Annotated in this window: 14 protein-coding genes; 9 read left to right on the forward strand and 5 right to left on the reverse strand. The window is 68.5% G+C overall.

Features of this window, described 5'->3' with window-relative positions:
- The first annotated feature begins 21 nt into the window (after window positions 1-21).
- The 3 genes from SK803_RS24135 (at window position 22) to SK803_RS24145 (ending at window position 6,466) form a co-directional block, all read left to right on the forward strand.
- Window positions 22-3,120 carry a PA14 domain-containing protein gene (locus tag SK803_RS24135; protein ID WP_319968350.1) on the forward strand — a complete coding sequence of 1,033 codons (3,099 nt, stop codon included), beginning with the start codon at window positions 22-24 and terminating at the stop codon, window positions 3,118-3,120.
- Between the two features lie 39 nt (window positions 3,121-3,159).
- Window positions 3,160-4,173 (forward strand): LacI family DNA-binding transcriptional regulator, encoded by a 1,014-nt coding sequence (locus tag SK803_RS24140; protein WP_319968351.1) that lies wholly within the window; start codon window positions 3,160-3,162, stop codon window positions 4,171-4,173.
- A gap of 94 nt (window positions 4,174-4,267) precedes the next feature.
- Window positions 4,268-6,466: a discoidin domain-containing protein gene (locus tag SK803_RS24145; RefSeq protein ID WP_319968352.1), complete on the forward strand. Its 2,199-nt coding sequence runs from the start codon at window positions 4,268-4,270 to the stop codon at window positions 6,464-6,466.
- 61 nt (window positions 6,467-6,527) lie between these two features.
- Here the strand turns inward: SK803_RS24145 and SK803_RS24150 are convergent, their stop codons facing one another.
- Complete coding sequence (locus SK803_RS24150) at window positions 6,528-7,436, reverse strand: DUF1996 domain-containing protein (protein ID WP_319968353.1); 909 nt, start codon at window positions 7,434-7,436, stop codon at window positions 6,528-6,530.
- 185 nt (window positions 7,437-7,621) lie between these two features.
- Between SK803_RS24150 and SK803_RS24155 the strand changes: the two genes are divergently transcribed.
- The gene (locus SK803_RS24155) at window positions 7,622-9,733 is read left to right on the forward strand and encodes a discoidin domain-containing protein (RefSeq protein ID WP_319968354.1); all 2,112 of its coding nucleotides are present in this window, start codon (window positions 7,622-7,624) and stop codon (window positions 9,731-9,733) included.
- Between the two features lie 296 nt (window positions 9,734-10,029).
- On the opposite strand, the gene SK803_RS24160 is transcribed toward SK803_RS24155, so the two are convergent.
- Window positions 10,030-10,692, reverse strand: a complete 663-nt coding sequence (locus SK803_RS24160; protein ID WP_319968355.1) for a response regulator transcription factor — start codon at window positions 10,690-10,692, stop codon at window positions 10,030-10,032.
- Window positions 10,689-11,825 (reverse strand): sensor histidine kinase, encoded by a 1,137-nt coding sequence (locus tag SK803_RS24165; RefSeq protein WP_319968356.1) that lies wholly within the window; start codon window positions 11,823-11,825, stop codon window positions 10,689-10,691. The genes SK803_RS24160 and SK803_RS24165 overlap by 4 nt, the downstream gene beginning before the upstream one ends.
- Window positions 11,826-11,961: 136 nt before the next feature.
- On the opposite strand from SK803_RS24165, the gene SK803_RS24170 reads away from it, so the two are divergent.
- The 5 genes from SK803_RS24170 to SK803_RS24190 all read left to right on the forward strand — a co-directional run bounded on the left by SK803_RS24170 (window position 11,962) and on the right by SK803_RS24190 (window position 16,231).
- A complete protein-coding gene (locus SK803_RS24170) occupies window positions 11,962-13,308 on the forward strand; it encodes a hypothetical protein (RefSeq protein WP_319968357.1) in 1,347 nt (448 codons plus the stop codon).
- Window positions 13,305-13,688, forward strand: coding sequence for a FixH family protein (locus SK803_RS24175; RefSeq protein ID WP_319968358.1), 384 nt, complete (start codon window positions 13,305-13,307; stop codon window positions 13,686-13,688). Before SK803_RS24170 ends, SK803_RS24175 begins: the two co-directional genes overlap by 4 nt.
- Window positions 13,689-13,701: 13 nt before the next feature.
- On the forward strand, window positions 13,702-14,799 hold the full coding sequence (locus SK803_RS24180; RefSeq protein ID WP_319968359.1) for a hypothetical protein: 1,098 nt from the start codon (window positions 13,702-13,704) through the stop codon (window positions 14,797-14,799).
- Window positions 14,792-15,307 (forward strand): hypothetical protein, encoded by a 516-nt coding sequence (locus tag SK803_RS24185; protein ID WP_319968360.1) that lies wholly within the window; start codon window positions 14,792-14,794, stop codon window positions 15,305-15,307. The genes SK803_RS24180 and SK803_RS24185 overlap by 8 nt, the downstream gene beginning before the upstream one ends.
- A gap of 63 nt (window positions 15,308-15,370) precedes the next feature.
- A complete protein-coding gene (locus SK803_RS24190) occupies window positions 15,371-16,231 on the forward strand; it encodes an NYN domain-containing protein (RefSeq protein ID WP_319968361.1) in 861 nt (286 codons plus the stop codon).
- A 95-nt stretch (window positions 16,232-16,326) separates the two neighbouring features.
- Here SK803_RS24190 and SK803_RS24195 read toward each other — a convergent pair whose 3' ends face one another.
- Together SK803_RS24195 and SK803_RS24200 are read right to left on the reverse strand one after the other, a co-directional pair.
- Window positions 16,327-16,914: a hypothetical protein gene (locus SK803_RS24195; RefSeq protein ID WP_319968362.1), complete on the reverse strand. Its 588-nt coding sequence runs from the start codon at window positions 16,912-16,914 to the stop codon at window positions 16,327-16,329.
- Entirely contained in the window at window positions 16,911-26,618 is a 9,708-nt protein-coding gene (locus SK803_RS24200; protein WP_319968363.1) for a DNA/RNA non-specific endonuclease, read from the reverse strand. Before SK803_RS24200 ends, SK803_RS24195 begins: the two co-directional genes overlap by 4 nt.
- Between the last annotated feature and the right edge of the window lie 293 nt (window positions 26,619-26,911).

The raw sequence follows: 26,911 nt of genomic DNA on the forward strand, positions 1-26,911 counted from the left end.
AAAACGAAGGGGATCTCGCCGATGAGAAAAGCCGCCCCCGTACTCGTCGCTCTGCTGATGGCGCTGGGCGTCGCGCCCGGCACGCCGCCGGCGGGTGCCGCCGAGCCCGTGCACGGCCTGAAGGGCGAGTACTTCAGCATGTCGGCGCCGGGTGCGAGAGACTTCGCGAACCTGGCCGGCACCGTGCTGGACGCCGAGGTGAACCACCAGGACCTGACCGGGGTGTTCGGTTTCCTGGCGGGGAGGACCGAGCACACCACGGCGCGTTGGACCGGCAGCCTCGCGGTGCCGCAGACCGGTGACTACACGTTCTACGCCATCGGGGACAACGGGTTCCGGTTGCTGATCGACGGGCAGCCGGTGATCGACCACTGGGTCGGCGACTGGGACCGCGAGCAGACCAGCGCGCCGGTCACGCTGACCGCGGGACGTCAGTACGACTTCCGGCTGGAGATGTTCCAGGACGTCGGTGGCGCCAACATGTTCCTGCGCTGGTCCAGCCCGGGAACGCCCAAGCAGATCGTGCCGGAGTCGGCGTTCACGCCGCCCGCGGACTTCCAGGTGGTGCCGCGCAGCGCCGGAGTCTCGGACGACGGCAGGGTCCTGACGGCGGAGTTCGACGGTCGGGTCACGAACGTCTCGGATCTCAAGCAGCACCTCCGCATCGACGTCGACGCGACGCCGATGCCGATCGACCTGATCACGGCCAGCCGCAACAGGATCACCATCAGGCTGAGCGAGAGGGTGCTGAAGAGCCAGCGGGTCCGGCTGTTCTACGACGGCGCCGGGCAGCTCGCGGTCGGCGGCAAGAAGGTCGAGAAGACCGCGCGTACGGTCAAGAACGTGTCGACGCAGCGGCTCAGGACGCCATGGGGTGAGAAGGTCGACACGCGCCACCCGTTGCCGGAGTACCCGAGGCCGCAGCTGGAACGCGACAGGTGGGTGAACCTCAACGGGCCGTGGGAGTTCGCCGCGGCCAAGGCCGGGCAGCAGCCGACGTTCGGCAAGAAGCTCCCCGAGAAAGTCATCGTGCCTTACCCGATCGAGTCGCAGCTGTCCGGACTCGAACGGCACGAGGACCACATGTTCTACCGCCGCACGGTGTCCGTCCCGCACGACTGGAAGATCGGCAACGGGCAGCGTCTCAAGCTCAACTTCGGCGCGGTCGACTACGAGGCCAAGGTCTGGGTGAACGGCAAGCTCGTCGCCGAGCACACCGGCGGTTACACGGCGTTCAGCGCGGACATCACCGACGCGCTGAAGCGCGGCCACGAGCAGGAGATCGTCGTCGCCGTCACCGACACGACCGGCCCGCACCAGCCCAAGGGCAAGCAGTCGCCCAACCCCAGCGGCATCTTCTACACGCCGTCGTCGGGCATCTGGCAGACGGTGTGGATGGAGCCGGTGGCGGACAAGGGCATCGACGAGATCAAGACGACGCCGGACCTCACCACCAACTCGCTGGCGGTCAACGTCAAGTCCGCGGGCAACGGCACCGTCACGGCGGTCGCCAAGGACGCGCGCGGCAGGCAGGTCGGCACGGTCACCGGACCGGCGAACTCGAACCTCACGCTCGCGGTGCCGAACCCGCACCTGTGGACGCCGGACGACCCGTACCTGTACCAGCTGGAGATCAGGCTGGGCAGCGACGAGGTCAAGAGCTACTTCGGCATGCGCTCCACCGGCGTCGCCATGGTCGGTGGCACGCCCAAGCTGACGCTCAACGGCCAGCCGATCTTCAACCTCATGCAGCTGGACCAGGGCTTCTACCCGGACGGCCTGAACACCGCGCCCAGCGACGACGCGCTCGTGTTCGACCTGAAGGCGCAGAAGGACCTCGGCTTCAACGCGGTCCGCAAGCACATCAAGGCGGAGCCCGCCCGCTGGTACTACCACGCGGACCGGCTGGGACTGCTGGTGTGGCAGGACTTCGTGTCCGTCGAGGACGGCAGCGACCCCGCGGCGCAGCAGGCGTGGCTCAGCCAGGGCCGCGAGCTGATGGACCAGCTGCACAACTACCCGTCCATCTACGCCTGGATCGTGTTCAACGAGGGCTGGGGCGAGTGGGACCGCACGGTCACCGGCCAGATCACCGACCAGGTGAAGGCCGCTGACCCGAGCCGGATCGTCAACGCCCACAGCGGCGTGAACTGCTGCGCCTCCAAGGGGGACAGCGGCAGAGGCGACGTCATCGACCACCACGACTACAACAACACCGACCCGGCGCGTCCGGACGGCAAGCGCGTCGTGATGGACGGCGAGCACGGCGGCTTCACCCTGCGCACGCCGGGACACCAGTGGCCCGGCACGCCGATCGCGATCTACAGCGGCGTGGCGGACAAGGCGGCGCTGACGGCGAAGTACGTCGACAACACCCGCACGTTCTACCTGGGTCAGGCGCGCCAGGAGATGTCCGCGTCGGTCTACACGCAGGTCACCGACCTGGAAGGCGAGCTCAACGGCCTGTGGACCTACGACCGCAAGCGGATCAAGGTCGACCCCGGCCCGGTTCGTGAGATCAACCGGCGGGTGATCGAGGCCGGTGCGAACGCGGGCAATCCGTACCCCTACGCGGCCAAGGGCGAGTGGAAGCTGAACGAGAGCAGGGGAACGACGGCGAAGGACTCCAGCGGCGGCGGCAACCCGCTGACGCTCAGCCCGACCGGCGCCACCTGGAAGGACGGCGCTCTCGAGGTCAGGAACGGCTCGGCGGAGACGTACGGACCGGTGATCGACACGACCGGCGACTACAGCGTGTCCGCGAAGGTGCGGCTGAACGAGGTGCCCGGCAACTACGCGACCGCGGTGAGCCAGGACGGCAGGGAGCGGGAGAACCCCTTCTACCTGCAGTACGGGCAGGGCGCGTTCGCGTTCAGCACGCCGGGAGGCAACCGCGCCCGGTTCGAGATCACGCCGGAGATCGGCCGCTGGTACGAGATCAGGGGAGAGAGGAAGGGCGGCGAGATCCGGCTGTACGTGGACGGCGTGCTGGTCGCCACCGCCGCGGCGGGACCGGCGATCGTGAGCACCGGCGCGCTCGCGGTGGGACGCGCCAAGTACAACGGCCAGAACGTCGACTTCTGGCCCGGTGCGATCAAGGACGTCCGGGTGACCTCTTGATGTTGGGAGAACGCTCTCCGGTCGTGGTACAACCGGTGCATGAGCAAGGGCGCACCCACGCTGGAGGACGTCGCGAGAGTCGCGGGCGTGTCCCGCGCGACGGTCTCCCGGGTCGTCAACGGCACTCGCAACGTCGACCCTGAGCTGCAGGAAACGGTTCGCAGCGCGATCGAGCAGACCGGGTACACGCCCAACCGCGTGGCCCGGTCTCTCGTCACCCGCCGCACCGGGACCGTGGCGCTGGTGATTTCCGGCGCCGGCGGGGGATCGGACGTGTTCACCGACCCGTTCTTCGGCCGGGTGACCGCCGGTGTCGTCGACTTCCTGCGGGCGCAGCGCGTGCATCCGGTGCTCATGCTGGCCGACTCCGACCACGCGCGGACCGAGGTGGTCGAGTTCCTGCGGCAGGGCAGTGCCGACGGCGCCCTGCTGGTGACCACGCACTCCGCCGACCCGTTGCCCGCAAGGCTGGTCGAGGCGGGTGTCCCGGCGGTGCTTTACGCGCGTCCTGGCAGACCGATGCCGGTCAGCTACGTCGACATGGACCATCGCGCGGGCGGCAGGATGGCCGCCGATCACCTGGTGGCGGCCGGCCGGACGAACATCGCCACGATCTCGGGCCCGCTGGACGTGCCGGCGAGCCAGGACCGGCTCGCCGGGTTCCGCGATGCCATGGCCCGGCACGGTTTCCCGTACGTGCCGACCGCGGAGGGCGGGTTCACCGCCGAAAGCGGCGGGGCGGCCATGGAACGGCTGCTCGCCGAGTACCCGGACGTCGACGCGGTGTTCGCCGCGAACGACCTGATGGCGCAGGCGGCGGTCTACCTGTTGCAGGCGCACGGGCTGCGCATTCCCGACGACGTGGCTGTCATCGGGTTCGACGACAGCTCGCCCGCTCTCGCGTGCCGTCCGCAGCTCACCACCGTGCGGCAACCGGTGGAGGACATGGCGGCGGCGATGGCCTACCTCCTGCTGGAAAGCCTGGAAAAACCGGGACAACGGCCGAAATCCGTCATCTTCGAACCGGAACTCGTCGTCCGGGCGTCTGCCTGATTGACCTGCCCGTCACCGGAAGTTAACGTCGTTCGGGAGAGCGCTCTCACACCCCTGTCCAAGGCTTTTCGCCCTTCTCCCGTCAGGCAGGATCATGGGCTCAACCCTGTTCAGGGCTGCCGCGCTCTCCGCCGCCGCCCTGTGTCTAGTGACCACGATCAGCGCGACATCATCGCCGGCAGGTGCCGCCGCGTGCGGCACCACGAACGTCGCGTTGAACCGCCCCGCGACCGCGTCCTCCACGGAGAACGGCGGCACACCAGCGTCCGCGGCCGTCGACGGCAACGCGGGCACCCGGTGGTCGTCGCAGTTCTCCGACCCCCAATGGCTCCAGGTGGATCTCGGCTCCACGCAACAGGTCTGCCGGGTCTCCCTGAACTGGGAAGGCGCGTACGGCAAGGCTTTCCAGGTCCAGGTCACCGGCAACGCCGCTGATCCGAACTCGTGGCGCGACATCTACTCGACGACCACCAGCACCGGCGGCGCGCAGTCGCTCGACGTCACCGGTTCCGGCCGCCACCTGCGTGTGCTGGGCACCCAGCGCGGCACCGGCTGGGGCTATTCGTTGTGGGAACTGGGAGTCAACACCGCGACCGACCCGACCACCGTGCCTCCGACGGACCCGCGCAACCCCGACTTCGGGCCTAACGTGCACGTCTACGGACCGGGATCGTCGCAGGCGGAGACGCAGTCGCGGCTCGACTCGATCTCCGCGCAGATGAAGACCAACCAGTTCGGGCCGCAGCGCCACGCCGTGCTGTTCAAGCCGGGAACGTACAACGCCGACGTGAACCTGCGGTTCTACACCCAGATCGCCGGTCTCGGGCTGCTCCCGGACGACGTGAACATCAACGGCCACATCCGCGTCGAAGCCGACTGGCTGCAACAGGGCAACGATCCGAACAACCTCGGCAACGCGACGCAGAACTTCTGGCGTGGCGCGGAGAACCTGTCGGTGACGCTGCCCCCGAACCAGATCGAGCGCTGGGCGGTCTCGCAGGCCACCGCGTACCGGCGGATGCACCTGCGTGGCCAGGCTCATCTGTGGAACGGCTACGACGGCTGGGCCAGTGGTGGCCTGATCGTGGACAGCAGGATCGACGACGTGGTGGTGTCCGGTTCGCAGCAGCAGTTCCTGACCCGCAACAGCAACCTCGTCAACGGCTGGGCGGGATCGGTGTGGAACATGGTGTTCGCCGGTACCCAGGGCGCGCCGGCCGACCACTTCCCGGACCCGTCGCACACCGTCGTCGACAACTCGCCGGTGACACGCGAGAAGCCGTTCCTGTACTTCACGCCGTCCGGTGAGTACCGCGTCTTCCTGCCCTCGGTGCGCACGAACTCTCGTGGCACCAGCTGGGAGAACGGCAACGCCGGCACGTCGGTGTCGCTCGCGGACTTCTTCATCGTCAAGCCGGGCACGCCGACCGCGACGATCAACGCTGCTTTGGCACAGGGCAAGCACCTGCTGCTCACACCGGGCATCCACCAGGTCGACGACACGATCCGCGTCACCCGGCCCAACACGGTGGTGCTGGGCCTCGGCCTGGCGACCCTGACGCCGACCACCGGCAAGGCCGCGCTGACCACGTCCGATGTGGACGGTGTCAGGCTGGCCGGTTTCCTGGTGGACGCCGGCGTGCGGAACTCGCCGGTGCTGCTGGAGATCGGTGACTCGAGCGCGGCAGACCACGCGGCGAACCCGACCTCGTTGCACGACGTGTACCTGCGCGTCGGTGGATCGCAGGCGGGCAAGGCGACGGTCAGCATGCGGGTCAACAGCCGCAACACGATCATCGACCACACCTGGGTCTGGCGTGCCGACCACGGCGAGGGCGTCAGCTGGACCGCGAACCCCGGTCAGAACGGCGTGGTCGTCAACGGCGACAACGTGATCGCGTACGGGTTGTTCGTCGAGCACTACCAGCAGCACAACGTGATCTGGAACGGCAACGGCGGCCGGACCTACATGTTCCAGAACGAGCTGCCGTACGACCCGCCGAACCAGGCCGCGTGGATGAACGGGTCCAAGCGGGGCTGGGCCGCCTACAAGGTCGCTGATTCGGTGACCACGCACGAGGCGCACGGCGTCGGTGTCTACGCCTTCAACCAGGCGGACCCCAGCATCGTGACGGACAACGGGTTCGAGGCACCGAACCGGTCCGGTGTGCGGTTCCGGCACCTCGTCACGGTGTCGCTCGGTGGTGTCGGCACGATCGCCAACGTCATCAACAACACCGGCGGCGTGGCGAACACGGCGAACCAGGTCCGGTACCTGGTCAGCTACCCGTAGACAGCAAGCGAAGAGGGGGCTTCCCGAATTCGGGAAGTCCCCTCTTCATGCGGCGCGCGCCCTACCTGGGCAACCGGTAATCCGGCCCGAGCGCCGCTCCTCGATTTGGCTTGTACAGGTCGAACCCGCGCGGGTCGCACTGCAGGCCGCCGTTGACGCAGTGGCGGACGAGAGCGGCCTGTGTGGGCGCGTCCCAGGCGTTCATGAAGTCGTAGTGCCAGCTGTACCCGCGCCCGCTGGAGAGCCGGACGCGCGACATGTCCCCGGAGACCGGGAACGCCATCTTGAACTCGATCATCGGCACCGCGACCGGGTGCGTGGCGGGGCAGACCAGCGTCGCGCGGTCCGGGTAGGCCATGTGCGACTTGTGGTCCGCCGAGTCGAGGTCATGCCCGTTCCAGCAGCTCGGGGCCTGGTAACGGATGTTGAGCTGGCTGCCGGGCACGCACCACGCAGGGATGTCCCAGTTGTGGAAGCTGTCGCCGCACTCCCAGCCCTCGACCGCGCCCGGCGCGGTGCGGAACTCCTCCTGCGACGCGCTGGGACTGCCGACCACGAACCGGATCCCCGGCGGGAACGGCACGACGTCCTGGTACCGCAGGATCCCGGACTTGTAGTAGATCACCTGGGGGAAGTTCGGCGGCACGATCTGGTCGCCGTTGTAGACCGACGGGAACCAGTACGCCGACTTGTCGTCCGGCGTTTTGCAGTTGGTCTGCGCAGCCATGAGCGAGTCGTTGGTGGTGCGTGCGTTGGTGGACGGATTGCCGAGGAACGTGTGGAGGTGCGACGCGCCCGCCAGTCCCGGCAGGACGATCGGGTCGTCCGGGAGGTGGTGCGTGACGGAGCAGTTCGCCTGGAACTCGTGGTGGGTGACCAGGTCGTCGGCCTGGGCCGACTGACTCGCCACCGCAGTGACGGACGCGACGAGGGCGGCCGAGACCGCCAGCGCGCTGAGCTTTCGGGACAACTTTGTCCTCCTGCCGAAGTGGGGAACCGGCTCGGAGAGCGCTCTCCCAACCAGGTTCCCGCTGGAGTCCGAGAGAGTCAAGACCGGTTCTTTTGACACGACCGACGTCTGGTCGTAACGTTCGCCGGCAGGGTTGTGAGAGCGCTCTCCTCGCATTTCACCCCCTACCTGTGGCAGGAGGCGCGATGGTTCGCGTCCGCATCATCGGCACGGTGGCCGCCGTGCTCGCAGGACTTCTCCTTGTACCGGGAACGGTGAACGCCGCCCCGGCCCTGCTCTCCCAAGGCAAGCCCGCCGCGGCCTCGTCGACCGAGGGCGCCGGTACGCCCGCCTCGGCCGCGGTCGACGGCAACGGCGACACCCGCTGGTCCAGCGAGTGGAGCGCCCCGCAGTGGCTCAGCGTCGACCTCGGGACGTCGTCCGCGGTGACCAGGGTCGAGCTGGACTGGGAGGGCGCGTACGCCACGGCGTTCGAGATCCAGGTCTCGGCCGACGGCGACGCGTGGCAGCCCGTCCGCGCGGTCACCGGTGCCGCCGGCGGCAGGCAGGCGTACGACGTCAGCGGCACCGGCCGGTACGTCCGGGTGCACGCCACCCAGCGCGCCAACGGTTACGGCATCTCGCTGTGGGAGTTCCGGGTGTTCGGCACCCAGGGCTCGGTGGCGCCCACCGGCGTGCACGTCACCGGCTCTCAGGGCAACTGGCAGCTCACCGTCGACGGTCGGCCGTGGACGGTGAAGGGGCTGACCTGGGGTCCGCCCGCCGCCGACGCCGCGCGGTACATGCCGGAGCTGAAGTCCATGGGCACCAACACTTTGCGCACCTGGGGCACAGACGCTTCAACGCGCCCGCTGCTCGACGCGGCCGCTGCCAGCGGCCTGCGCGTGATCAGCGGGTTCTGGCTGCAACCCGGCGGCGGTCCCGGTTCCGGCGGTTGCGTCAACTACGTCACCGATGCCCAGTACAAGACGGACATGCTGAACACGATCCGGCAGTGGGTGACCGCCTACAAGGACCACCCCGGCGTGCTCATGTGGAACGTCGGCAACGAGTCCATCCTCGGCCTGCAGAACTGCTACTCCGGCGCCGAACTGGAGAACCAGCGCGTCGCCTACGCCCGTTACCTGAACGAGGCCGCACGGGCGATCCACACCATCGACACCAACCACCCCGTCACGAACACGGACGCATGGACCGGCGCGTGGGTCTACCTCAAGGCGCACACGCCCGACCTCGACCTGTACGCGGTCAACTCCTACGGCAACGTCTGCAAGGTGCGCCAGGACTGGATCTCCGGCGGCTACACCAAGCCGTACATCCTGACCGAGGCCGGCCCGGCGGGTGAGTGGGAGGTGCCGAACGACGTGAACGGCGTGCCGGCCGAGCCCACCGACGCGCAGAAACGCGACGGCTACACCCAGGCCTGGAACTGCATCGTCAGCCACACCGGCGTTTCCTTCGGCGGCACGTTGTTCCACTACGGCACCGAGTACGACTTCGGCGCGGTGTGGTTCAACCTGACCCCGGCGGGCAAGAAACGCCTGTCGTTCTACTCGGTGCAACGCGCGTTCGGCGGCTCCACGCCCGCCAACACCCCGCCGGTGATCTCGTCGATGAACCTGCCCACCTCCGTCGCGGCCGGCGCTCCGCTGACCATCGACGCGGCCGCGTCGGATCCCGATGGTGATCCGCTGGCGTGGTCGGCCGCGTGGAACTCCAAGTACATCGACAACAGCGGCGGCCTCGCGAGCACTCCTGTGCAGATCAACGGCAACCGGCTCACCGTCACCGCGCCGGATCGCCTGGGCGTGTGGAAGGTCTATGTCATGGCCGAGGACGGCCGCGGCAACATCGGCATCGAAACCCGGTCCGTGCGGGTCGTGGCACCGCAACCGTCCGGGGTGAACGTGGCCTTGGGCAAGCCCGCCACGGCGTCGTCGTACCAGCAGGTCGGCGACGGAGCACCGTTCCCGCCCTCGCATGCCGTGGACGGCAACGTCTCTTCGCGCTGGGCCGGTGACTGGGCCGATCCGCAGTGGATCAGCGTGGATTTGGGCGCGGTGACCACGTTCCAGCACGTGCAGCTGGTGTGGGAGGGCGCGTTCGGTCGTGCCTATGAGATCCAGGTGTCCGACGACGGGAATGGCTGGAGGCCGGTGTACGGCACGACTTCCGGCAACGGAGGGGTGGATTCGATCGATGTGACGGCGAGTGGCCGGTATGTCCGGATGCATGCCACCCAGCGCGGAACCGGTTGGGGCTACTCGTTGTACGAGTTCGGGGTGTACCGCCGCTGACGAACAGTGTCTCTGCGCTTGCGACGGCGTGCGGGTGTTCGAGGGTGTCCCGCACGCCGTGCCCAACAGCCGTGTCACTCGTTTCTGCAAGGGAGTGACGGTTCTCAGCTGACGGTGATCAACGACGTGTGCAGCATCTCGCCCAGCGTCGCGAGCACGACTGATCTTCGTTTCCCCATCGCCGCAGGTGATCTCCTGGGCGCTGCGGTCCAGCTTGGAATAGACAAGGCCTGGGGGCCTGCTTTCGGAGCTCGCGTGAGTTTTGCCTGCGCGGTGGCGAAGATCAGAAATGTCGGCTAAAGCGGTCGCGCCTGCACAAGCCCGTTGATGTGCGCGTAAGCGACGGCATGCACACGATCCCGCAATCCCAGCTTCGCCAGCACCCGGGAAACGTGCGTCTTCACGGTCTCGTCGCCGACGTGGAGCTGGGCGGCGATTTCGGCATTGCTGTAGGCCGCCGCCACCAGCTGCAGAACCTCCCGCTCCCGAGCCGTCAGCGAGGCGAGCTCCGGGGGCGTGGGCGGCGGCGCGAGGCTGACCGCGAACCGTGCGATCAACCGCTGAGTCACGGACGGGTCGATCAACGCATCGCCGCGGGCAGCCACCCGAACCGCGGAGATCAGCTCCTCGGGCGGCAGCGACTTCAACAGAAACCCGCTGGCCCCGGCCTTGAGCGCCCGATACACGTACTCATCGGTGTCGTAGGTGGTCAGCAACAGAACCTTCGTGCGGTTCGCGGGATCGGCCAGGATCATCTCGGTGGCGCCGAGCCCGTCCAGCTTCGGCATCCGGATGTCCAGCACCGCCACGTCCGGCCGCAGCCGCGCGACCTCGGTCACCGCGGCCCTGCCGTCGGCCACCTCCGCCACGCAGTCGAGGTCGGGCTGGGTGTCGAAGATGGCGCGCATGCCCGAGCGGAGCATCGCGTGGTCGTCGGCCAGCAGCACCGTCAGGGTCATGAGGTCTCCAGCGGGAAGGTGACGGTGGTGCGCCAGGTCCTGCCGTCCGGTTCCAGACCGGACCGGGTGGTGCCGGCGAACATGCCCGCGCGGTTGCGGATGCCCACCAGGCCCCGGCGCACCGAACCGGAGTGGCCGTTGCCGGGACCCGATTTGTTGGAGGCGGCGATGACCAGCGAGTCAGGCGTGTAGTCCAGTGTCACCGTCACGCCGGACTCGTCGCCGTGGCGCAGGGCGTTCGTCAGCATCTCCTGAATGATCCGGTAGACCGTGATGTCCAACGACTCCGGCACGTCGCGGGAAGGTCCGCGGACCTCCAGGCGCGCGGGAGTGCCTGCCGCACGGACGTTGTCGAGCAGTTCGTCGACGTTGCCGAGGCCGGGTTGTCGTGCGCCTGGCGGTTTGTCGCCGTGCAGCAGGTCGAGCAGGTGCCGCAGGTCGACCATGGCCGCGCGGCTGGAGGTCTCGACGGAACGCAGCGACTTCTCCAGCGTGGCGTTGCCGTTGGGCAGTCCCAGGCGGGCGGCGCCGGCGTGCAGGCCGATCGCGCTCACGTGGTGCACGATCACGTCGTGCAGGTCGCGGGCGATCGCGCTGCGTTCCTCGGTGACCGCCTTGGCGACGGCGGCCTGGGCGTCGGCCTTCTCCATCGCGGAGCGCTTCTCGAGTTCGGCCAGGTAGGCGCGGCGGGCCGTGGTGTAGCGGCCGACCAGCCACGGCAGGACGGCGATCTTGGCCACCACGAGCAACGAACGCACGAGGTCCGTGCCCATCGCGAACGAGCAGATGAACGCGCTTGCCGCGAGCACGCCGAGGGACGCGTACGCCGGTTTGCCGCGCAGCCAGGCGCCTGCGCGGTAGCCGGCGATCAGCAGGCCGGCCTCGTTGGCGTGGACGCGGTCGCCGATGGTGAACAGGATGATCAGCGGGACGGCAGCCTGTGCGGCGGCGACCCAGCCGGAGTACTTGGCGGGGCCGGCGAGCATGGCGTTCACCGCGAGGGTCACGGTGAGCGCTCCCGCCTTCTGCCACGGTGAGCCGGGGGAGAGCAGCACGAAGCCGCCGTCGGCGACCATGCAGGTGGCCGCGACCAGCCAGGACTGGGACTTCAGGGACAGCTTGATCGGGTACATCGCTGAGGAATCCTGCCGTATACCGACCCTGAGCACGTCCTCCTTCGCAGGGGTCGGACGTCCCCCGTGCGGGGGACCCGATTTCAGCCCCTGCAGTGACGCTTCGGACCCGTCATGATCGATACGTTCGGCCACGATGAAGCGAAGCGTCTCGATCTTGCTGCTCACGCTGGGGGCGATCCTGGGGATCGCGGGCCCCGCGCTCGCCGACGGTGCCCAGTCGGGTGCGGACGTCCACGTCGCGCAGACGCTCGGCGACCGCGATCTCACGGTGATCATCCGGCGGGTCGCGGAGGTGCCGGGTCCGGTGCACGTCGACGTGGTCACGCACGCCGGTTCGGCGCCGGGCGAGCTCACGCTGACCGCGCGCGCCGCTGGAGCCGCGACCAGCACGACCAAGGTCGTTCTCGGCGACAAGCCCGGTTTCCACTCGGGCGTCGTGCAGGTCGACCGGCCCGGCCCGTGGGAGCTGGCGGTCGACGAGGCGACCATCCCGTTCGTCGTGCCGGCGCTGGTGCCGTCGCCGTGGGAGAACGCGACCTACGGCGGGTTCATCGCGGCCGGCGTCCTGTTGTTCGTGGCGCTGCTGGTCGCGGTGTTCGGCAGTCCCGGTCTCGCTCTGGTTCCGACTGCGGGTGTGGTCGCGGCGGTCGCTGTCGCAGCTACGGCTGCGTTGCTGTCGCCGAGCATTCCGCCGATCGCGGCGCCGGGCACGCAGCTGGATCCGACCTACGACAACATCAACGATCCGTACCAGCGAACGTCCATAGTGGACTTCTCGCGACCGCCGGTGAATCTGTTGCCCAGAATGGAGGGCAAGGACCTCGTGCTCAGCCTGACCGACGGGTCGTCGGGCCGGCCGGTGGACGATCTGCTGGTGCACGACAGCGCGTTCATCCACCTCGTGGTGGTGTCGCCGTCGGGGAACCTCCGTCACCTGCACCCGATCCGCACGGCACCGGGCGAGTACCGCGCCCGGCTGCAGGCTTCGGAACAGGGCACGCACGCCATCGCCGCGGAGATCGCCCGGCGCGGCGGGGGAGTGCAGCTGCTGCGGTCGAGCGTCGACGTGTCCGGCACGACCGCTGCTGCGGTGAACGACGGAAAAGCCGATCTGGCAACGGAAATCCGGGAAGCGGGCCGGCCGAGCACGATCACCGCCGGTTTCGGGAAGCGCGACCTGCAGCCGTGGCTGGGGATGCTCGGGCACATGATCGTCGTCGGGCCTGTGCCAGAAAGTCCTGTGACGGAAAGCCCTGTGGAGGCACCGATCTGGGCGCACGTGCACTCGATGATCCCGCCGACGCCGGGCATGCCCGACAAGCCGGACGAGAGCGTCGCCGCATACGGGCCTGATGTGCCGTTCACCTACTCGTTCCCGTTGCCGGGCAAGTACCTCGTGTGGATTCAGGTCGAACGGGACTACTCGATCGTCACGGTGCCGACGGTCGTCGACGTGCCCAAGGGGGTTTCGGGGAAGTGAAGCGCTACGTGCTGGGCGGCTTGGCGGCGGTCATCGCGATGGTCGGCGCGCTGGTGGTGTTGTGGCCGCGCAGCGTTGAGGCACAGCCACATCTAGCGGAAACCGCGCAACTCCGGTTCGTGCTCACACCCGCGAGCACGAAGTCCGGCGACAACTCGTTCGACCTGCGGGTCACCGACCGCTCCGGCAACCCCGCGGCGGGCGAGGTGACGGTCGAACCGGCGATGCCGCAGATGGGGCACGCGATCGCGCCGATCACCGCGGGGCCGCGGGAACCCGGCCACTACGAGATCGGCGTCGGCCTGCCGATGGCCGGTCAATGGGAAATCACCGTGTCACTCAGTGCGGAACGGGTTGTCATCCCGTTGCTGCTCACCTGAAGGGGGAGGATCAGTGGACATCACGGCGACGACTACGACGTCGGCCCGGTTTGTTGTCCCGCGGGGGTTGGCCCCGGCGAGCTTCGTGCTCGGCGGAACGCTGCTCTCGCTCATCGGCCTGACGTGGGACATCCAATGGCATTCCGACGTCGGACCGGACACGTTCTTCACGATGCCGCACCTGTTCCTGTACGCGGGCAGCGCGTTCTCGGGCATCGCGAGCCTCGTCGTCGTGCTGATGACGACGGCGAACGCCAAACGTTCCCGGACGGTCGACCCGATCGTCGGCGGCCGCGCGGTGGGCGTCTTCGGCCGCACGTTCGCCGCGCCCGTCGGCTACCTGATCTCCGGCACCGGCGCGGCCCTGTTCCTGGTGTACGGCCTGTGGGACCAGTGGTGGCACGGCCTGTACGGCTTCGACGCCGTGATCGACTCACCTCCGCACATCGGCCTGCTGCTGTCGATCTCGATCACGATGGTCGGCGCGGTCATGATCTTCGCCGTGGCGCGCGACCAGCGTTGGGGAACCTACGGCGTGATCGGGACCGCGGCCGTGCTGCTCGTGTTCAGCATGGTGACCGTGCTGGGCCTGCGCGCGCTGCCCGGCGGGCTCGTCAACCCGGTCTCCGTGGGCACGGCGTTCTTCTCGGTGATGATCCTGTTCATGGCCGCTGGAGCGCTCAACCGACGAGGCGGCGCTCTGGCCGTCGGTGTGTCGGTCGCGGTGCTGCAAGCGGTGTTCTGGTGGTTCTCGCCGTGGGCGGCCAGGGTCTACGCGGACGCCTCCGGCCTGCCGCTGCGTGACTACACCGACGGCATCCCAGGGCTGCCCAACATGATCCCGATGTGCCTGGTGATCGTCGCGGTCGCGGTGGAACTGCTGCACAGGGTGCCCGCGTGGATCCCCGGCGCGCTCGGCGGCGCGATCATCGCGGCCTGCGTGCCGCTCCAGCGCGTCCTCGTGTACGGCGCCCCCTTCCCGGTCAACGCCCGGTACTTCGCCACCATCGTGCTCGCCGCGGCGTTCGCTGCCGGAGCCGCGACGCTAGGCCGGCGGTTCGGTCAGATGCTGCGCCACCTCGCACCAGCAAAGGAAGCTCGCCATGCGTAAGACACTGCTGGGTCTGCTTGGCACGGTGGGCCTGCTGCTCGGCCTGGCGTCCCCGGCGCTCGCCTTCGAGCCGGTGAACGTCGTGCACACCGAGAAGGTGCAGGCGGGGCCCTACAACCTGACCGTCGGGTTCAGCACGTGGCCCGTGAAAGCCATGCAGTCGCTGGACTTCACGTTCGCGCCCGAGGACGGCATCACAGGCAAGCAGGGCACCCTGACGATGGTCTGGGGCAGCGAGCTGATGGAGGACGGCCCGCTGGCGCGCCATCCCCGCAAGCGGGAGGTGTGGGGCCTGGACATCCACGCGATGCCGGCGCCGGGGACGTGGACGTTGCGGTTCGACATCGACGGGCCGGCCGGGCCCGCGACCGGTGAGCTGAAGAACCTGCAGGTGATGGAGCAGCCGGGGCCGCCGATGGGGCTGTCGTGGGCGATCAGCACCATCCCGTTGTTCGGCCTGATCGGGCTCATCGTGATCGCGTGGAGGCGGACCCGGTCGACCGTGTGAGCAGGCTCTCGGGGGCCACACTCCAGGTGTGGCCCTCCTGGCCTCGGAGGTAGTGTCCATTCGGTGAGCAAGATCGTCCGCATCGGCGTGTTCTACGACGGCACGTGGTTCGCCTACCTCAGCGACTTCTACGCCACCGCACACCAGCGCGCGGCCCGGATCTCGCTGGACGGCCTGCACGACGCGCTGCGCTGGTACGTCCACACCGAAACGGGCCGCCCGCTCGACGACTGCGTGATCGCCGAAGCCCACTACGCCCGTGGCCGCATCGAAACCCCGGCCGCCTCCTTCGACGCGGTGCTGGCCGCCACCGGGATCGTCCGCCACGACCTGCCGCTGGTCGGCGGCAAGGAGAAGGGCGTCGACGTCCACCTCGCCCTGGAGGCTTGGGACCGCGCGATCTCGGTGCCGCTGGACTGGGTCGTCCTGCTCACCGGTGACGCCGACTTCGCCCCGCTCGTGACGCGGCTGACCGCGCGGGGCGTGCACGTGGTCGTGCCCGTTGTGGACGTGCGGACGGTCGACAAGCCACCTGCGTGGACGCCGCGCACCGCCGCACCGTTGCGGGCCGCGACGCCGTTCACGCCGGGGTTCGACTCGTTGTTCGCTCCGGCCGATGCGGCCGACTACCCGTTGCGGCGGGCGTTCGTGCGGTCTTCCGAGGCGGTCGCTTCGCCGGTGGGGGCGCCGCGTGGGCGTCGGCGGGGGACCGTGACCACGTGGAAGTCGGGGCAGTCGCACGGGTTCATCACGGATACGCGTGGTGGGTCGTGGTTCGTTTCCCGCGACGATCTGCCGGAGGGGTTGACGTTGTTGCTGGCGGGGACGCCGGTGTCGTTCACCGGGTCGCCGATGCCGATGGCCGGCCGGAAGTATCCGCGGGCACAGCTCGTTCGGCTCGACGACTCGTCGAGGCCGGTCTGACCTAGCCGCGATCGCCGGACATGAGTGAGGGCCACGTTCCAACGGAACGTGGCCCTCACGTCGTTCAACGCGCTTTCAGAAGCTCTGAGGACGTTCTATTCGTCGTCTTCGTCCTCATCAAATTCGTCATCATCGTCATCACGACGCGGGTACAGGCCGCTCGACTCGAACTTGTGCGGATCCGCCGGATACCGCGACCAGAGCAGTTCCGAGCGCACCTCGCCGATCAGCGATTTGAGCAGGAACTCCGCACACCCCATTTCGAAGTGCTCCCACCTCTCGCCACGAGCCTCGTTGACGAGCACGGTCCACTCCTCCGGACTGCGCCCCTCGTGGGCCAGCCAGTAGAGGTACTCGCCGTTGTCCGTCGCAGCCCACGCGATCGCCCGAGCGCCGGGAACCTCCAGCTGAGCCGGCTTGGCCTCGCCCCCGTCCCACAGGTCCTCGAGGTCACCTTCCCGATCGTCGACCTTCTCGATCAGGTCGTAGTAGCTGCGAGCGTCGGGCTCCAGCAACCAGAGGTACTCGTCGAACCGGCCTCCGCCGTACCGCTCGACCAGTTCGACGTAGTCGGCGGGCAGGGCCGTGCCGACCGCGCCGGCGGTTTCCTCCCAGTCCACCTCGATCCCGGTGGACGGCGGCGGTGTGACGATCTCAGTCAGACGATCAACTGTGTGGCTCATCGCCTCTTCTTCTTCCAGCCCTTGATGTTTCGAATGCTCAAGGATAGGTGGTACCCGCGATCGCCCTCGGCCTCCATGGTCACACCAATGGGTATCAACCTGGATCCCTTGTAGATCGGTGTGACCCGGTAGCGAACGTTCTCACCGTCCTCCACCACCTTGCGCACCTGCCCCTCGAACTTGCGCATCCCCGGCGTGTTGGCCCTGGCGTGCAGGGTGATGAAGTTGAGCGGGTCGCTGTTGGAGCCGCCGAGCTGGGCACCGAGCAGGTGGGAGCGGTGGTAGTCACCGCCGGGGATCCAGCCCACCGGATCGACCTTGGGATCGGTGTTTCCTCCGATGTTGTCCTTGGTCAGCACGGTGTCGATCCCCGTCGGCCGCCCACGGCTGTCCGGCTCGCCGTAGATGCTGGGTTCGTCATCGTCATCACAGGCTGCGGCGCTGTTGTGGGTGAGTACGTCAGCAGCGGCGTTCCTCCCACCACCGACTGCACCGACGTAGTAGGTGTGCAGCCCGTCAACCGTGAGGTTGTAGACCAGCTGGACCTTCGAGAAGGACCGCGTGCCCAGCACCATCGCCGGACGGTTGTCCGCGGTGGTGAACCGATAACCGGGCTTCAGATCCTCGGCGTGCACCCACTTCTGCACGCTCTCGACCCAGAACGGGTGCTCGTCGGTGGCGACGAGCTGGCCCACCCCGGAGTCCGTCAGGATGACGATCTTGTACAGCTTCCGGTCCGCGACGTGTGACCGGACGTCGGTGACCTTCTTCGTGGCGGTCTGATCCGTCTTCGGATCGGTCGCCTTCACCTCGTCGCCGACCTCGACGGACGCGATCGGCTTGCGGGTGCCGTCGGCCATCAGGACCGGCGTGGACGGGTCGAAGCTGTTCGAGTCCCACGAGATGGGGCACGACGCGCCGCCTGACGCCTCCTGTTTCGCGTTCTTGCCGCGATCCTGGGTGCGTTTCTTCTTCTTGCCGCCACCCGTCAGATCCAGGATGTCGCCGAGATACGGCGCCCCCATCATGGTCAGGGTCTCCGACACCTGGGCCTGCGCGGCCTCCTTCACGACCTCCTTGCCCACGCCGAGCATCGCGGTCTTGATCGTCTCGTAGACCTTGTTGAGGTCCTGCACGTTGGTGACGACCGTCTGCACGATGCGGGCAGGCGCGTTGGGCATCGCCGAGATGATGTTCTTGGCGTTGGCGATGCGCGGCTTCAGGGCCGCCTTCAGGGTCGGGATCGGGTTGGACTTGACCGCCTTGGCGACGGCCGCCTTGGCCGCTGCTGTCCGGCGGATCGCCGCTTGCAGCGCCGCTGCTGCCGCGGCGGCTTGGCGTGCTGCCGCTTCGGCTGCCAGTTTGCGCGGGTCAGGTAGTGACTTGCCGGCGGAGGGGACGTCGCCCTTCTTCAGCGGCATGCCGTCCGGGCCCTTGCCGGCGTTGGGGCCGTCGGGGCGACGAGGGTGCGGGGCGTCGGGCGTGCGCGGGGTCGGGACGTTGTCGGCTCCGCGCATGGCGTCGTAGCCGCGGTTGCCCCACTTCGCCGCGGTGGCTCCCCAGCCGCCGAACGGGATCATGCCCGCCGCCGACAGGGCCGCGTCGGTGTAGTTGCCCTCGGCGAGGTACCAGACGGCGTTGATGCCGTCCGCGATCTCACCCAGGCCGGGCACCAGGCCCGCCACGTCCAACGCGGTGTGGCCGATCGTCGAGATGTTGTCGCCGACCCACGAGACCGCGTCGCTGAACCAGCCGTGGCCGTCCGGGTCGAAACCGTTCACCGGGGAGCCGACGCCGTAGGCGTAGCGGTTGAAGCCGCCGGAGCCCGGGCCGCCCTGATCCACCGAGTCACGGGACACGAACGAACCGGACGACGGCTCGTACCAGCGGGCGCCCATGTTCACGTGGCCGCTGTCGGGATCCGTCCAGTCGCCCTGGAAACCGACGTTCCGCTTGGTACCGGCGGAAGCGGTGACCTTGCCCCACGGGTCGTAGGACGCGGAGTCCTTGACCTGGGCGCCGTCCAGGCCACCGATGACGTCGCCGTGCTTGTCGGACAGCAGCACTCGCTTGTCCGCACCGGACGCCAGCGACAGCAGCTCGCCGAACACGCCGCGGCCGTAGGTCGCGTCCGAGTCCTTGACGGCGTCCATCTCGATGCCCGCGTACTTGAACTGCTGGCTGCCGCGGGTCACCGGGCGGTCCAGCGCGTCGTACGCGTAGGTGGCCGCGCCGACCTTCGTCAGGCGGTCGAACGCGTCGAAGTCGAACTTCTCCTCGTGGCCAGAGCTGGTGCGCGAGTCACGCGTGCCGCGTGCGGAGTACTTGTAGGTGTAGTCGCCGTCCGACAGCACGCGGTTGCGCTCGTCGAACGTGGACGTCTTGGCACCGTTGACAATCCGGTTGCCGGACTTGTCCCACGCGTACGCCGTCGTGGTGCCGCCGGACGTCCACGACGTCATGCGGCCCAGGTCGTCGTAGCCGTAGGTCTGCTCGCCGGCACCCGCGGTGCCCGCCGAGACCTTCTTCTTCAGGCGGTCGGCCAGGTCGTACTCGTAGCCGACCGACGCGAGCACGCCACCGGTGGAGTCCTTCGTGACGTCCGAGGTCTCGCGGCCCAGGTCGTCGTACCCGAACGTGCGCACCCGGCCGGCGCCGTAGTTCATCGTCTCGACGCGGCCGGAAGCGTTGTAGCCGAACGCGATCCCGCCACCGGTGACGCCGTCCGCCACGGACGCCAGGCGCCCCTGGGCGTAGCCGAACGACGTGGTGCCCGCGGCGTCCGTGCGGGACGTCAGCCTGCCCACCTCGTCGTAGCCGAACGACGCGTCACCGGACGGGCCGGTCGCCGAGGTCATCAGACCCCGGTTGTTGTACTCGTAGGTGTTGGTCCCACCCGGCGCGCTGACCGACGTCGGACGGCCGACGAGGTCGTACCCGATCTCACGGTCCGTTGTGGACACCGATGCGCCGGCGCCGGCCTCCTTGGTCAGCCTGCCGAGACCGTCGTACGTCCGGGTCCTGGTCACGCCTCCTGGTGCGGTGAGCACCGTCGGCCTGCCCGTGCCGTCGTACGCGGTGGTCCACGTGCGGTCGGCCGGGTTCGGGTGCGCGGTGGTCGACGGCTCGATCACCGACTCCGGCTTGCCCAGGGAGTTGTAGGTGTAGAACGTCGGGTTGCCCCGGCCGTCGGTGACGCGGGTGCGTCGGCCGCTCGTGTCGTAGCCGTACGACGTGGTGATCGACTCGGACGCCGAGACCGGCTCCTCCAGCGAGGTGAGCTGGCCGAGCGCGTCGTAGGCGAACTTGGTGACCTTGCCCAGCGCGTCCGTTGACGTGAGCAGGTTTCCGGCGATGTCGTAGGTGTACCTGCCGGTGCGGAGAACCTGACCGGCCGGGCTCAGGCTGGCGTCCAGCGTCTTGTTGCCCGCCTGGTCGAGCATCTGGTACGAGGCACGGCCCTGGCCGTCCTTCGTGTACACCTGGTTGCCGAAGCTGTCGTAGCCGAACTGCGTCGTCACGCCGGCCGGGTCGGTGACGCTGGTCTTCTGCCCCAGCTGGTCGTACCCGATCCGGGTGATCTCGTTCTTCGGTGACGTGACGGTCGACAGGTTGCCCGCCGCGTCGTAGCCCAGCTTCGTCTCGTGCGCCGCCGGCTGCGGGCGCAGTTCGAGCACGGTCTGGGTGATCGGCCTGCTGAACTGGTCGTACGTGCGGCGGTTCTCGCCACCCGTCGGGTCCGTTGTGGACAGCAGCTCGCCGTTGTGGGTGTAGCTGTAACGCCAGCTGCCACCGGCCTCGCCCGGCGCGTCCGGGTTCGGGTCGCGCTTCTCCACCAGTCGGCCGCGCTGGTCGTAGTACATCCAGATGGCCGCACCGGACGGGTCGGTCGTCTTGACGGGGCGACCCATCGAGTCGTACTCGGCGAGCACTGTCGCGACCGTCGTCTGGGTGGAACCCGGTGCCTTGTAACCGGGCGACTCGGTGCGGACCGCGCGGCCCGCCTTGTCGTACGCCATCTTCATGACGCCACCGGCCGGGTTGCGCACCTCCGTCACGTCACCGAACGCGTTGTAGCCGGTGATGGTCGTCGGCCTCCGCACCGACGGCGCCGAACCGTGCTCCTCCGCCGTCACCGGCGGCGAGATGACGGAGATGACCCGCCCGCGCTCGTCGTAGCGGTAGTCCGTGGTGTGGTCGGCCACGGTCGCGCCGCTCACGTTGCCGCGCGGCGCGGTCACGGTCGTCACCAGGTCGCGCTGGTCGTAGGTCTTGCGCGTGACGACCGGGCCGTTGGGCCCGCGCAGGGTCTCCTTGACCTGCCTGCCGTACGCGTCGTACTCGAACTCGACGGTCTCGCCGAACGCCGCGCCGAACGGCCCGGTGTTGGAGTGCTTGCCGGTCCGGGTGACCTGGGTGATGTTGCCGCTCAGGTCGTAGGCGTAGTCGGTACGTCTGCGCAGGGTGTCCGGTTCCTGCGTGGTCGACTTCAGCCGGCCGGTCGCGTCGACCTCGTGCGTGACGACCTTGCCGCCCAGCCCGACCTGACGGACCAGGTTGCCCGCGGCGTCGTAGGTGTTCTGCTGGATCGTGACCGGGTCGGTCTCGATCCCGCCGTCGGCCCTGGCCTTGATCTCCTTGACCAGGCCGTCGCGGTAGTAGTCGTACTCGGTGCGCCTGCCCATCGCGTCGGACTGGATGAGCAGCCTGCCGTTGTGGTCGTACTGGTTGGACTCCAGCACCAGGTCCGGCAGCGGATCGTCCGGGTCGAGCGGCTCGAACCCGGTGGCGCCCGGCGTGATCGCCTTGCCGTGCCAGCCGACCATCCGCACCTGCGCCACCTTGTTGCGGGCGGTGTAGGTGTAGACGGTCTTCACGCCGTTCGCGTCGACCGCCCACGTGCGGTTGCCGAAGTTGTCGTAACCGAATGAGGCCTCGTTGCCCACCGGGCCGACGGTCTTGATCATCCGGCCGAAGTCGTCGAACTCGAACGTCGACGCGCGCGAGTTGCCGGGGTCGGCCGAGTCGACCAGTTCGGCGGCCGTGGTGTTGCCGTCGTCGTCGTACGTGGTCTTCGCCGTCTCGGTGTGCGTGGCGCCCGAGACCGCGTTCTTCGTCGACGGGTAGGTCACCTCGGTGACGCGGCCGAGCTTGTCGTACTTGTACGACGTCTGAACGCCCTGCGGCTGCGCGTCCGAGAACTCGGTCGCGGTCTTCTTGCGGCCCAGCACGTCGTAGGTGAAGACCGTGCGCAGACCTGACGGGGACGTCGTCTCCGCGAGGTCACCGTTGGCGTAGTACTTGTTGATCGTCGCCGAACCGCGCGGGTCGGACGTCGACTTCAACAGCCGCGCGGGCTCCTTCGCCGTGGTGCTGCCGTACGCGAACGTGCTGCCGTCGGTGTAGGTGTGGAACGTCGACCCGCCGTCGGGGTTCGTCTCCTGCTGGAGATCACCGAAGTCGGTGTAGACGGACCGGGTCAGGTAGGTGTCGTCGGTCGGCCCGGACGACCGCGCGTCCCGGCTCTCGATCAGCTTGTCGGTCTTCGGGTCGGTCGGGTCCGCCGTCGGAGCCTGGTAGGTGTAGTAGGTCGTCTGGCAGTTGTTCTCCTCCCGGCAGCTGATCTTGCGGGAGAGGTTGCCGCGGTCGTCGTGGACGAGGGTGGCCGTCTCGCCGTTCTCGTCGATGATCGTCTGCTGGAAGCCCGACTCGTCGTAGCCGAACAGCCGGACGCCGAGTGCCACCACGAGACCGGAGCAGGTGACGAACCCGTCGGCGTTCGTCGTGCAGTCGCGGCCGATGACGTCCTCCGGCCTGGCGGCCGCGCCGATCGGCGTGACCTGGCGCAGGAGCCTGCCCTTGAGGCCGTCGAAGTCGAAGTACTGCGGACGGCCGCCGGGATCGACGATCCGGACCGAGCGGATGATGTTGCGCTCGTCGCCGCCGACCGTGGGCACACCGAGCTGCCAACGACCACCGTCGCTGTCGGTGTACTCCCGCATGCGGTCGTGGACGTGGTCGTAGCTGACGGTCGCCGCGACCCGCTGGCTCGGCAGGCGCACCGACGTCAGCTGGTCGCCGGGCTCGCGCGCCGCCCAGTGCGTGGCCACCTGGTTCTCGCCGAGCGGGCGCGCGTAGAACGCGAGCTCGTCGACCTCACCGGTGAAGTGCGTGCGGCCACCGGCGATGGCCGGGAACGCCCCGACGGTGAACGCGGTGCCTGCGTAGGCGTACTCGAGGCGCGGGTGGTCGATCACCCCTTGACGGCTGGCGACCACCTTGCCGTCGAGGAACATCGTCTGGGTGGCCAGCGAACCCGAAAGCACCACGTGATGCCAGTTGCCGTCGTTGACCGCCACGAGCGACGTGATCGGGTCGATCACGCCGTTCCAGAACTGGCCGCGCAGCTTGCCGTCCGAGCCGACGTACAGCACGGGCACACCCGCGCCGGGCGACTGGTCGACTGCCTTGTCGTGGTAGGAGAACAGCGGACCGGCGGACGTGCCGCGGAACCACAGCTCCACCGAAAGGTCGCGGTGCTTGTTGACGCTCTTCTCCGGCAGCTGCACGAAGCTGTTGCCGTTCAGGTGGACCGCGCGGTCGTCGCTTCCGCCCAGTGCGCCGGGCTTGTACTGGTTGGACTGGTCGACGTTGACGAACTTCGCCATGTCCTTGCCGAGCTTGACACCGATCTGGCTGTTCGCGTCGGCGCCGCCGGCCTCACCGAGACGCCAGTACGAGTCCGGCCGCGAGTCGAGCACCGTGCTGCGGTAGTGCGAGCCGTCTTCGTAGGCGTAGCGGGTGCACTTGCCCGTCGGGTTGCAGGCCTCCAGCAACCGGTCGTTGTCGTAGACGTACTTCCACTCCAGCGCGGAGCCGTCGACCGGCTCGGTGCGGACGAACTCGACGTGCTTGCCGTCGGCGGTCCACGCGAACGTCAGGGTGCGGTTGCTGGTCCGGCTGATCGCCTTCCACAGCCTGCCCTCGGTGTCGTGCGTGAGGTCGACCAGCCGGCCCGCACTGTCCTTGATGGACACCAGTGCGCCGTCGAAGCGGAACGTGTAGACCGTGCGGTCCTTGTCGATCAGCTTCCAGTCCGACGCCACCTTGGTCAGCGTCGCGGCCCTGCCGGGCGGCGGGGTGTAGCTGCCGTCCGGGTTCTGGCCGAAGCGGACCTGCTGGCCGTCCGGGTAGGTCACGACGACGTTGCCGGAACCGTCCGCGTCCGGCACGACCCGCATGTCGTAGCGCGACGACCAGCCGCTGCCGAACGTGAGGTTGCCGCGCGGGTCGAGGCTGTTGTAGGTGCGGGCGACGTTCAGCTCGGGGCCGACGGTCGCGGCCGCCGAGTCGACGGCGGCGGTCGTGTAGTTGCCGACCATCGGGTCGAAGCCGAGACCGTTGCCGGTGTAGGGCGCGTTGCCCATCCGCGAGGTGACCTCGGGCTGCGGAACCGAGGTGATCAGCGCGGAGAACTTGATGCCCTCGCTCTCCCCGTTGCCGTCGTAGGCGAAGGTGCGCCAGTAGTAGACGCGGTCCCAGCGCAGCTTGCCCGCGGGGACGGTCCAGTAGACGTTCGGCTGGAGGCCGGAGTCGAAGCAGCTGACCGGGTTGCCGGCCTCGTCCTGCTCGCAGACCTGGAACTTGTAGGTCAGCGGGTCGTTCTCGTGGTCCTCCGCCTTGGCCCACAGCTGCGGCTGCAGGGTCTCGGTGCTGTGCCCGGCGAGCGGGTACTGGCCGGTGACGACCGGCGGGATGTTGAAGACCTCGAGGGTGATCCGCGCCGGCGCGACCTGTTCGTCGGTGAAGGTCTTGGTGCCGTGGCGCATCGTGAACTCGAGGACGTAGCTGCCGATCGGCAGCTTCCCGATCGTGGCGTTGAGCTCGACCTCACCGCCCCGCGGGACGTTGTGCGGCAGCGTCGCGGCCTGGGGAGTGTCCTCGTGCTGGTTGTTCTTCTTCGTGTTGAAGATCTTGTAGGCGAGGTTGTAGCCCGCGTCCCAGGTGTTCGCGCCGGTGTTGGTGACCTTGATCTTGATCTTGCCGTCCAGCTGGCTCGTCACCGGCGGGTCGGGGATCGGCTGGCTGATCACGTACTTGGCGTCGTACGGGCTGTGCGTGACGAACAGCTTCGGCGGGTTGGCCGACGCGGTGCCGGTGAACTTCTTGAAGCCACTGGTGTTCGCGTACGTGCCCGCGCGCAGTGCGATGCCGTTGTCCGGAGCCGTGCCGTGGACCCACGACTGGACCATGTCCGTGCCGGCGTCGCCCAGGGCGATCAGCTCGGGCGCGGCGGGACAGGCCGAGCGGGTCTGGCCGGTGGACATGTAGCCGTGCGAGAACGCGGCACCGCCGATGACCGGGCCCAGGGAGGGGGCACCGTCGGGACCACTGGTGTTGGTCCAGGCCGCGGCGACCTGGTGCACGTTCACCTGGGTCGCCTTGCAGGTGGTGGAGTCGTAGTTCACGACCTGCAGCGAGGCACCGAAGATCTTGTGGTTCGCCAGGCGCTGGGCGACGGACGGGAACTTGATCAGCGCGGTGTTGTTGCCGCCGCCGGTGTCGCGGCCGACGTGCAGCTCGCTCGCGCCGGGCGCGCCACCGCCGGTCCGGATCCGCTTGCTCTCGGTGGCACCGCCCTCGAACACGCTGGGGTCGACGAGGACGGGGTACACGCGAGCGGGGTCGTCGAGCCACGCGGAATCGAGCGACACTCGCAAAGTGCGCCCGTTGTCGACGATCTCGTAGCGCACGCCGTGCGACTGGGGCGTCTCCGCGCCCTCCGCACGCCCGGCCGAATCGGTCATGAAACCGGCAGGGATGCGCAGCCGCTCACGGCCGCTCGCGTCGGTGAGCGTCACCGATCCGTCGACGACCTTGGGGGTGAGTCCCTTGAGCCGCAACGGGAAGTCCCACGTACGGGCCGCGGCGCGGTCGTGCAGGACGAGAATCTCCTTGGCACCACCGGGGGCTGACTCGACCCGCAGATCGGCGTGGTCGGCGACGCCGGGGTACGTGACGGTCGTGCCGTTCTGCTGGCCGGCGATGTTGCGCGCACCCGCGAGGCCGTAGGCGAACTCGTGGGCGTCGTCCAGCTTGACCTTGACCAGATCGGGGGCGTTCGCGGCACCGGCGAGCCGCAGGTCGACGCTGTCGGCCTTGTTGCGCCACTGCCCGTTCTCCGCGACCAGCGCCGGGTCGACGGGCGCCCAGCTGCCGTCAGGGCGCTGGAAGTTGAGGGGACCGTCGCTGAACTGCGTGGTCAGCGTGCCGTCGGCGTTGCGGTAGGTGGTCTCGTGCCTGCCGCGCTGCTCGGGGACCTCGACGCTGGTCTTGGCGTCGAACCCGGTGCGCGTGGTGGGTCCGGTGGTGACCTTGGCGGTGTTGCGCGCGCCGTCACCGGCCTTTTTGTACTCGGGAGCGCCGTACTTGGACTGCTCCGAGACGGGCAGACCGCGGTTGCCCTCGCGTTTGTCGCTTTCGGACGCGAGCCCGTCTGGGCTGCTCCCGTCTTGTTTGGAGGCCAGCCCGCGGGCCTTGTCGAGCTGCTCCTCGAGCTCCCGCGCGGCGTTGCCGAACCACGGCAGCAGGGAGGTGAACCCAGGGCCTGCGACACCCACTACGAGTGTGACGGTCAGCAACAGTCCCAGCAACGGCACCAAGTATTTGGGCGCGCGGAAGCGCCCGGCTCTCCGGCCGACCATAGTGATCTTCCCCCAGGCAGTAAGGCCTCAACGTGCAGGCGGCTCGGAGCATAAAGTCCGATACGCCGACTTCACAAGGCATGTGCGCCTGGTCACCTTGTGTAACGGAAATGCGAAGTGAGAGGTTCGTCCGCAGGATTCCGCTTGAGCGAATCCGTCTGGTACAAACCCTCCCGTCAGCATTCCTCTGGGGGAATGTCAGCTACTACCGGACGCGCAACCGCGCGTGTTTTGGCGTGTCCGGATTGGGGGGCCTTCGAGTCATGAGCAGACCCGCGCGCCAGTCGTGGAGA

The organism is Lentzea miocenica (assembly GCF_033949945.1).
GTDB classification, from domain to species: Bacteria; Actinomycetota; Actinomycetes; order Mycobacteriales; family Pseudonocardiaceae; genus Lentzea; species Lentzea miocenica.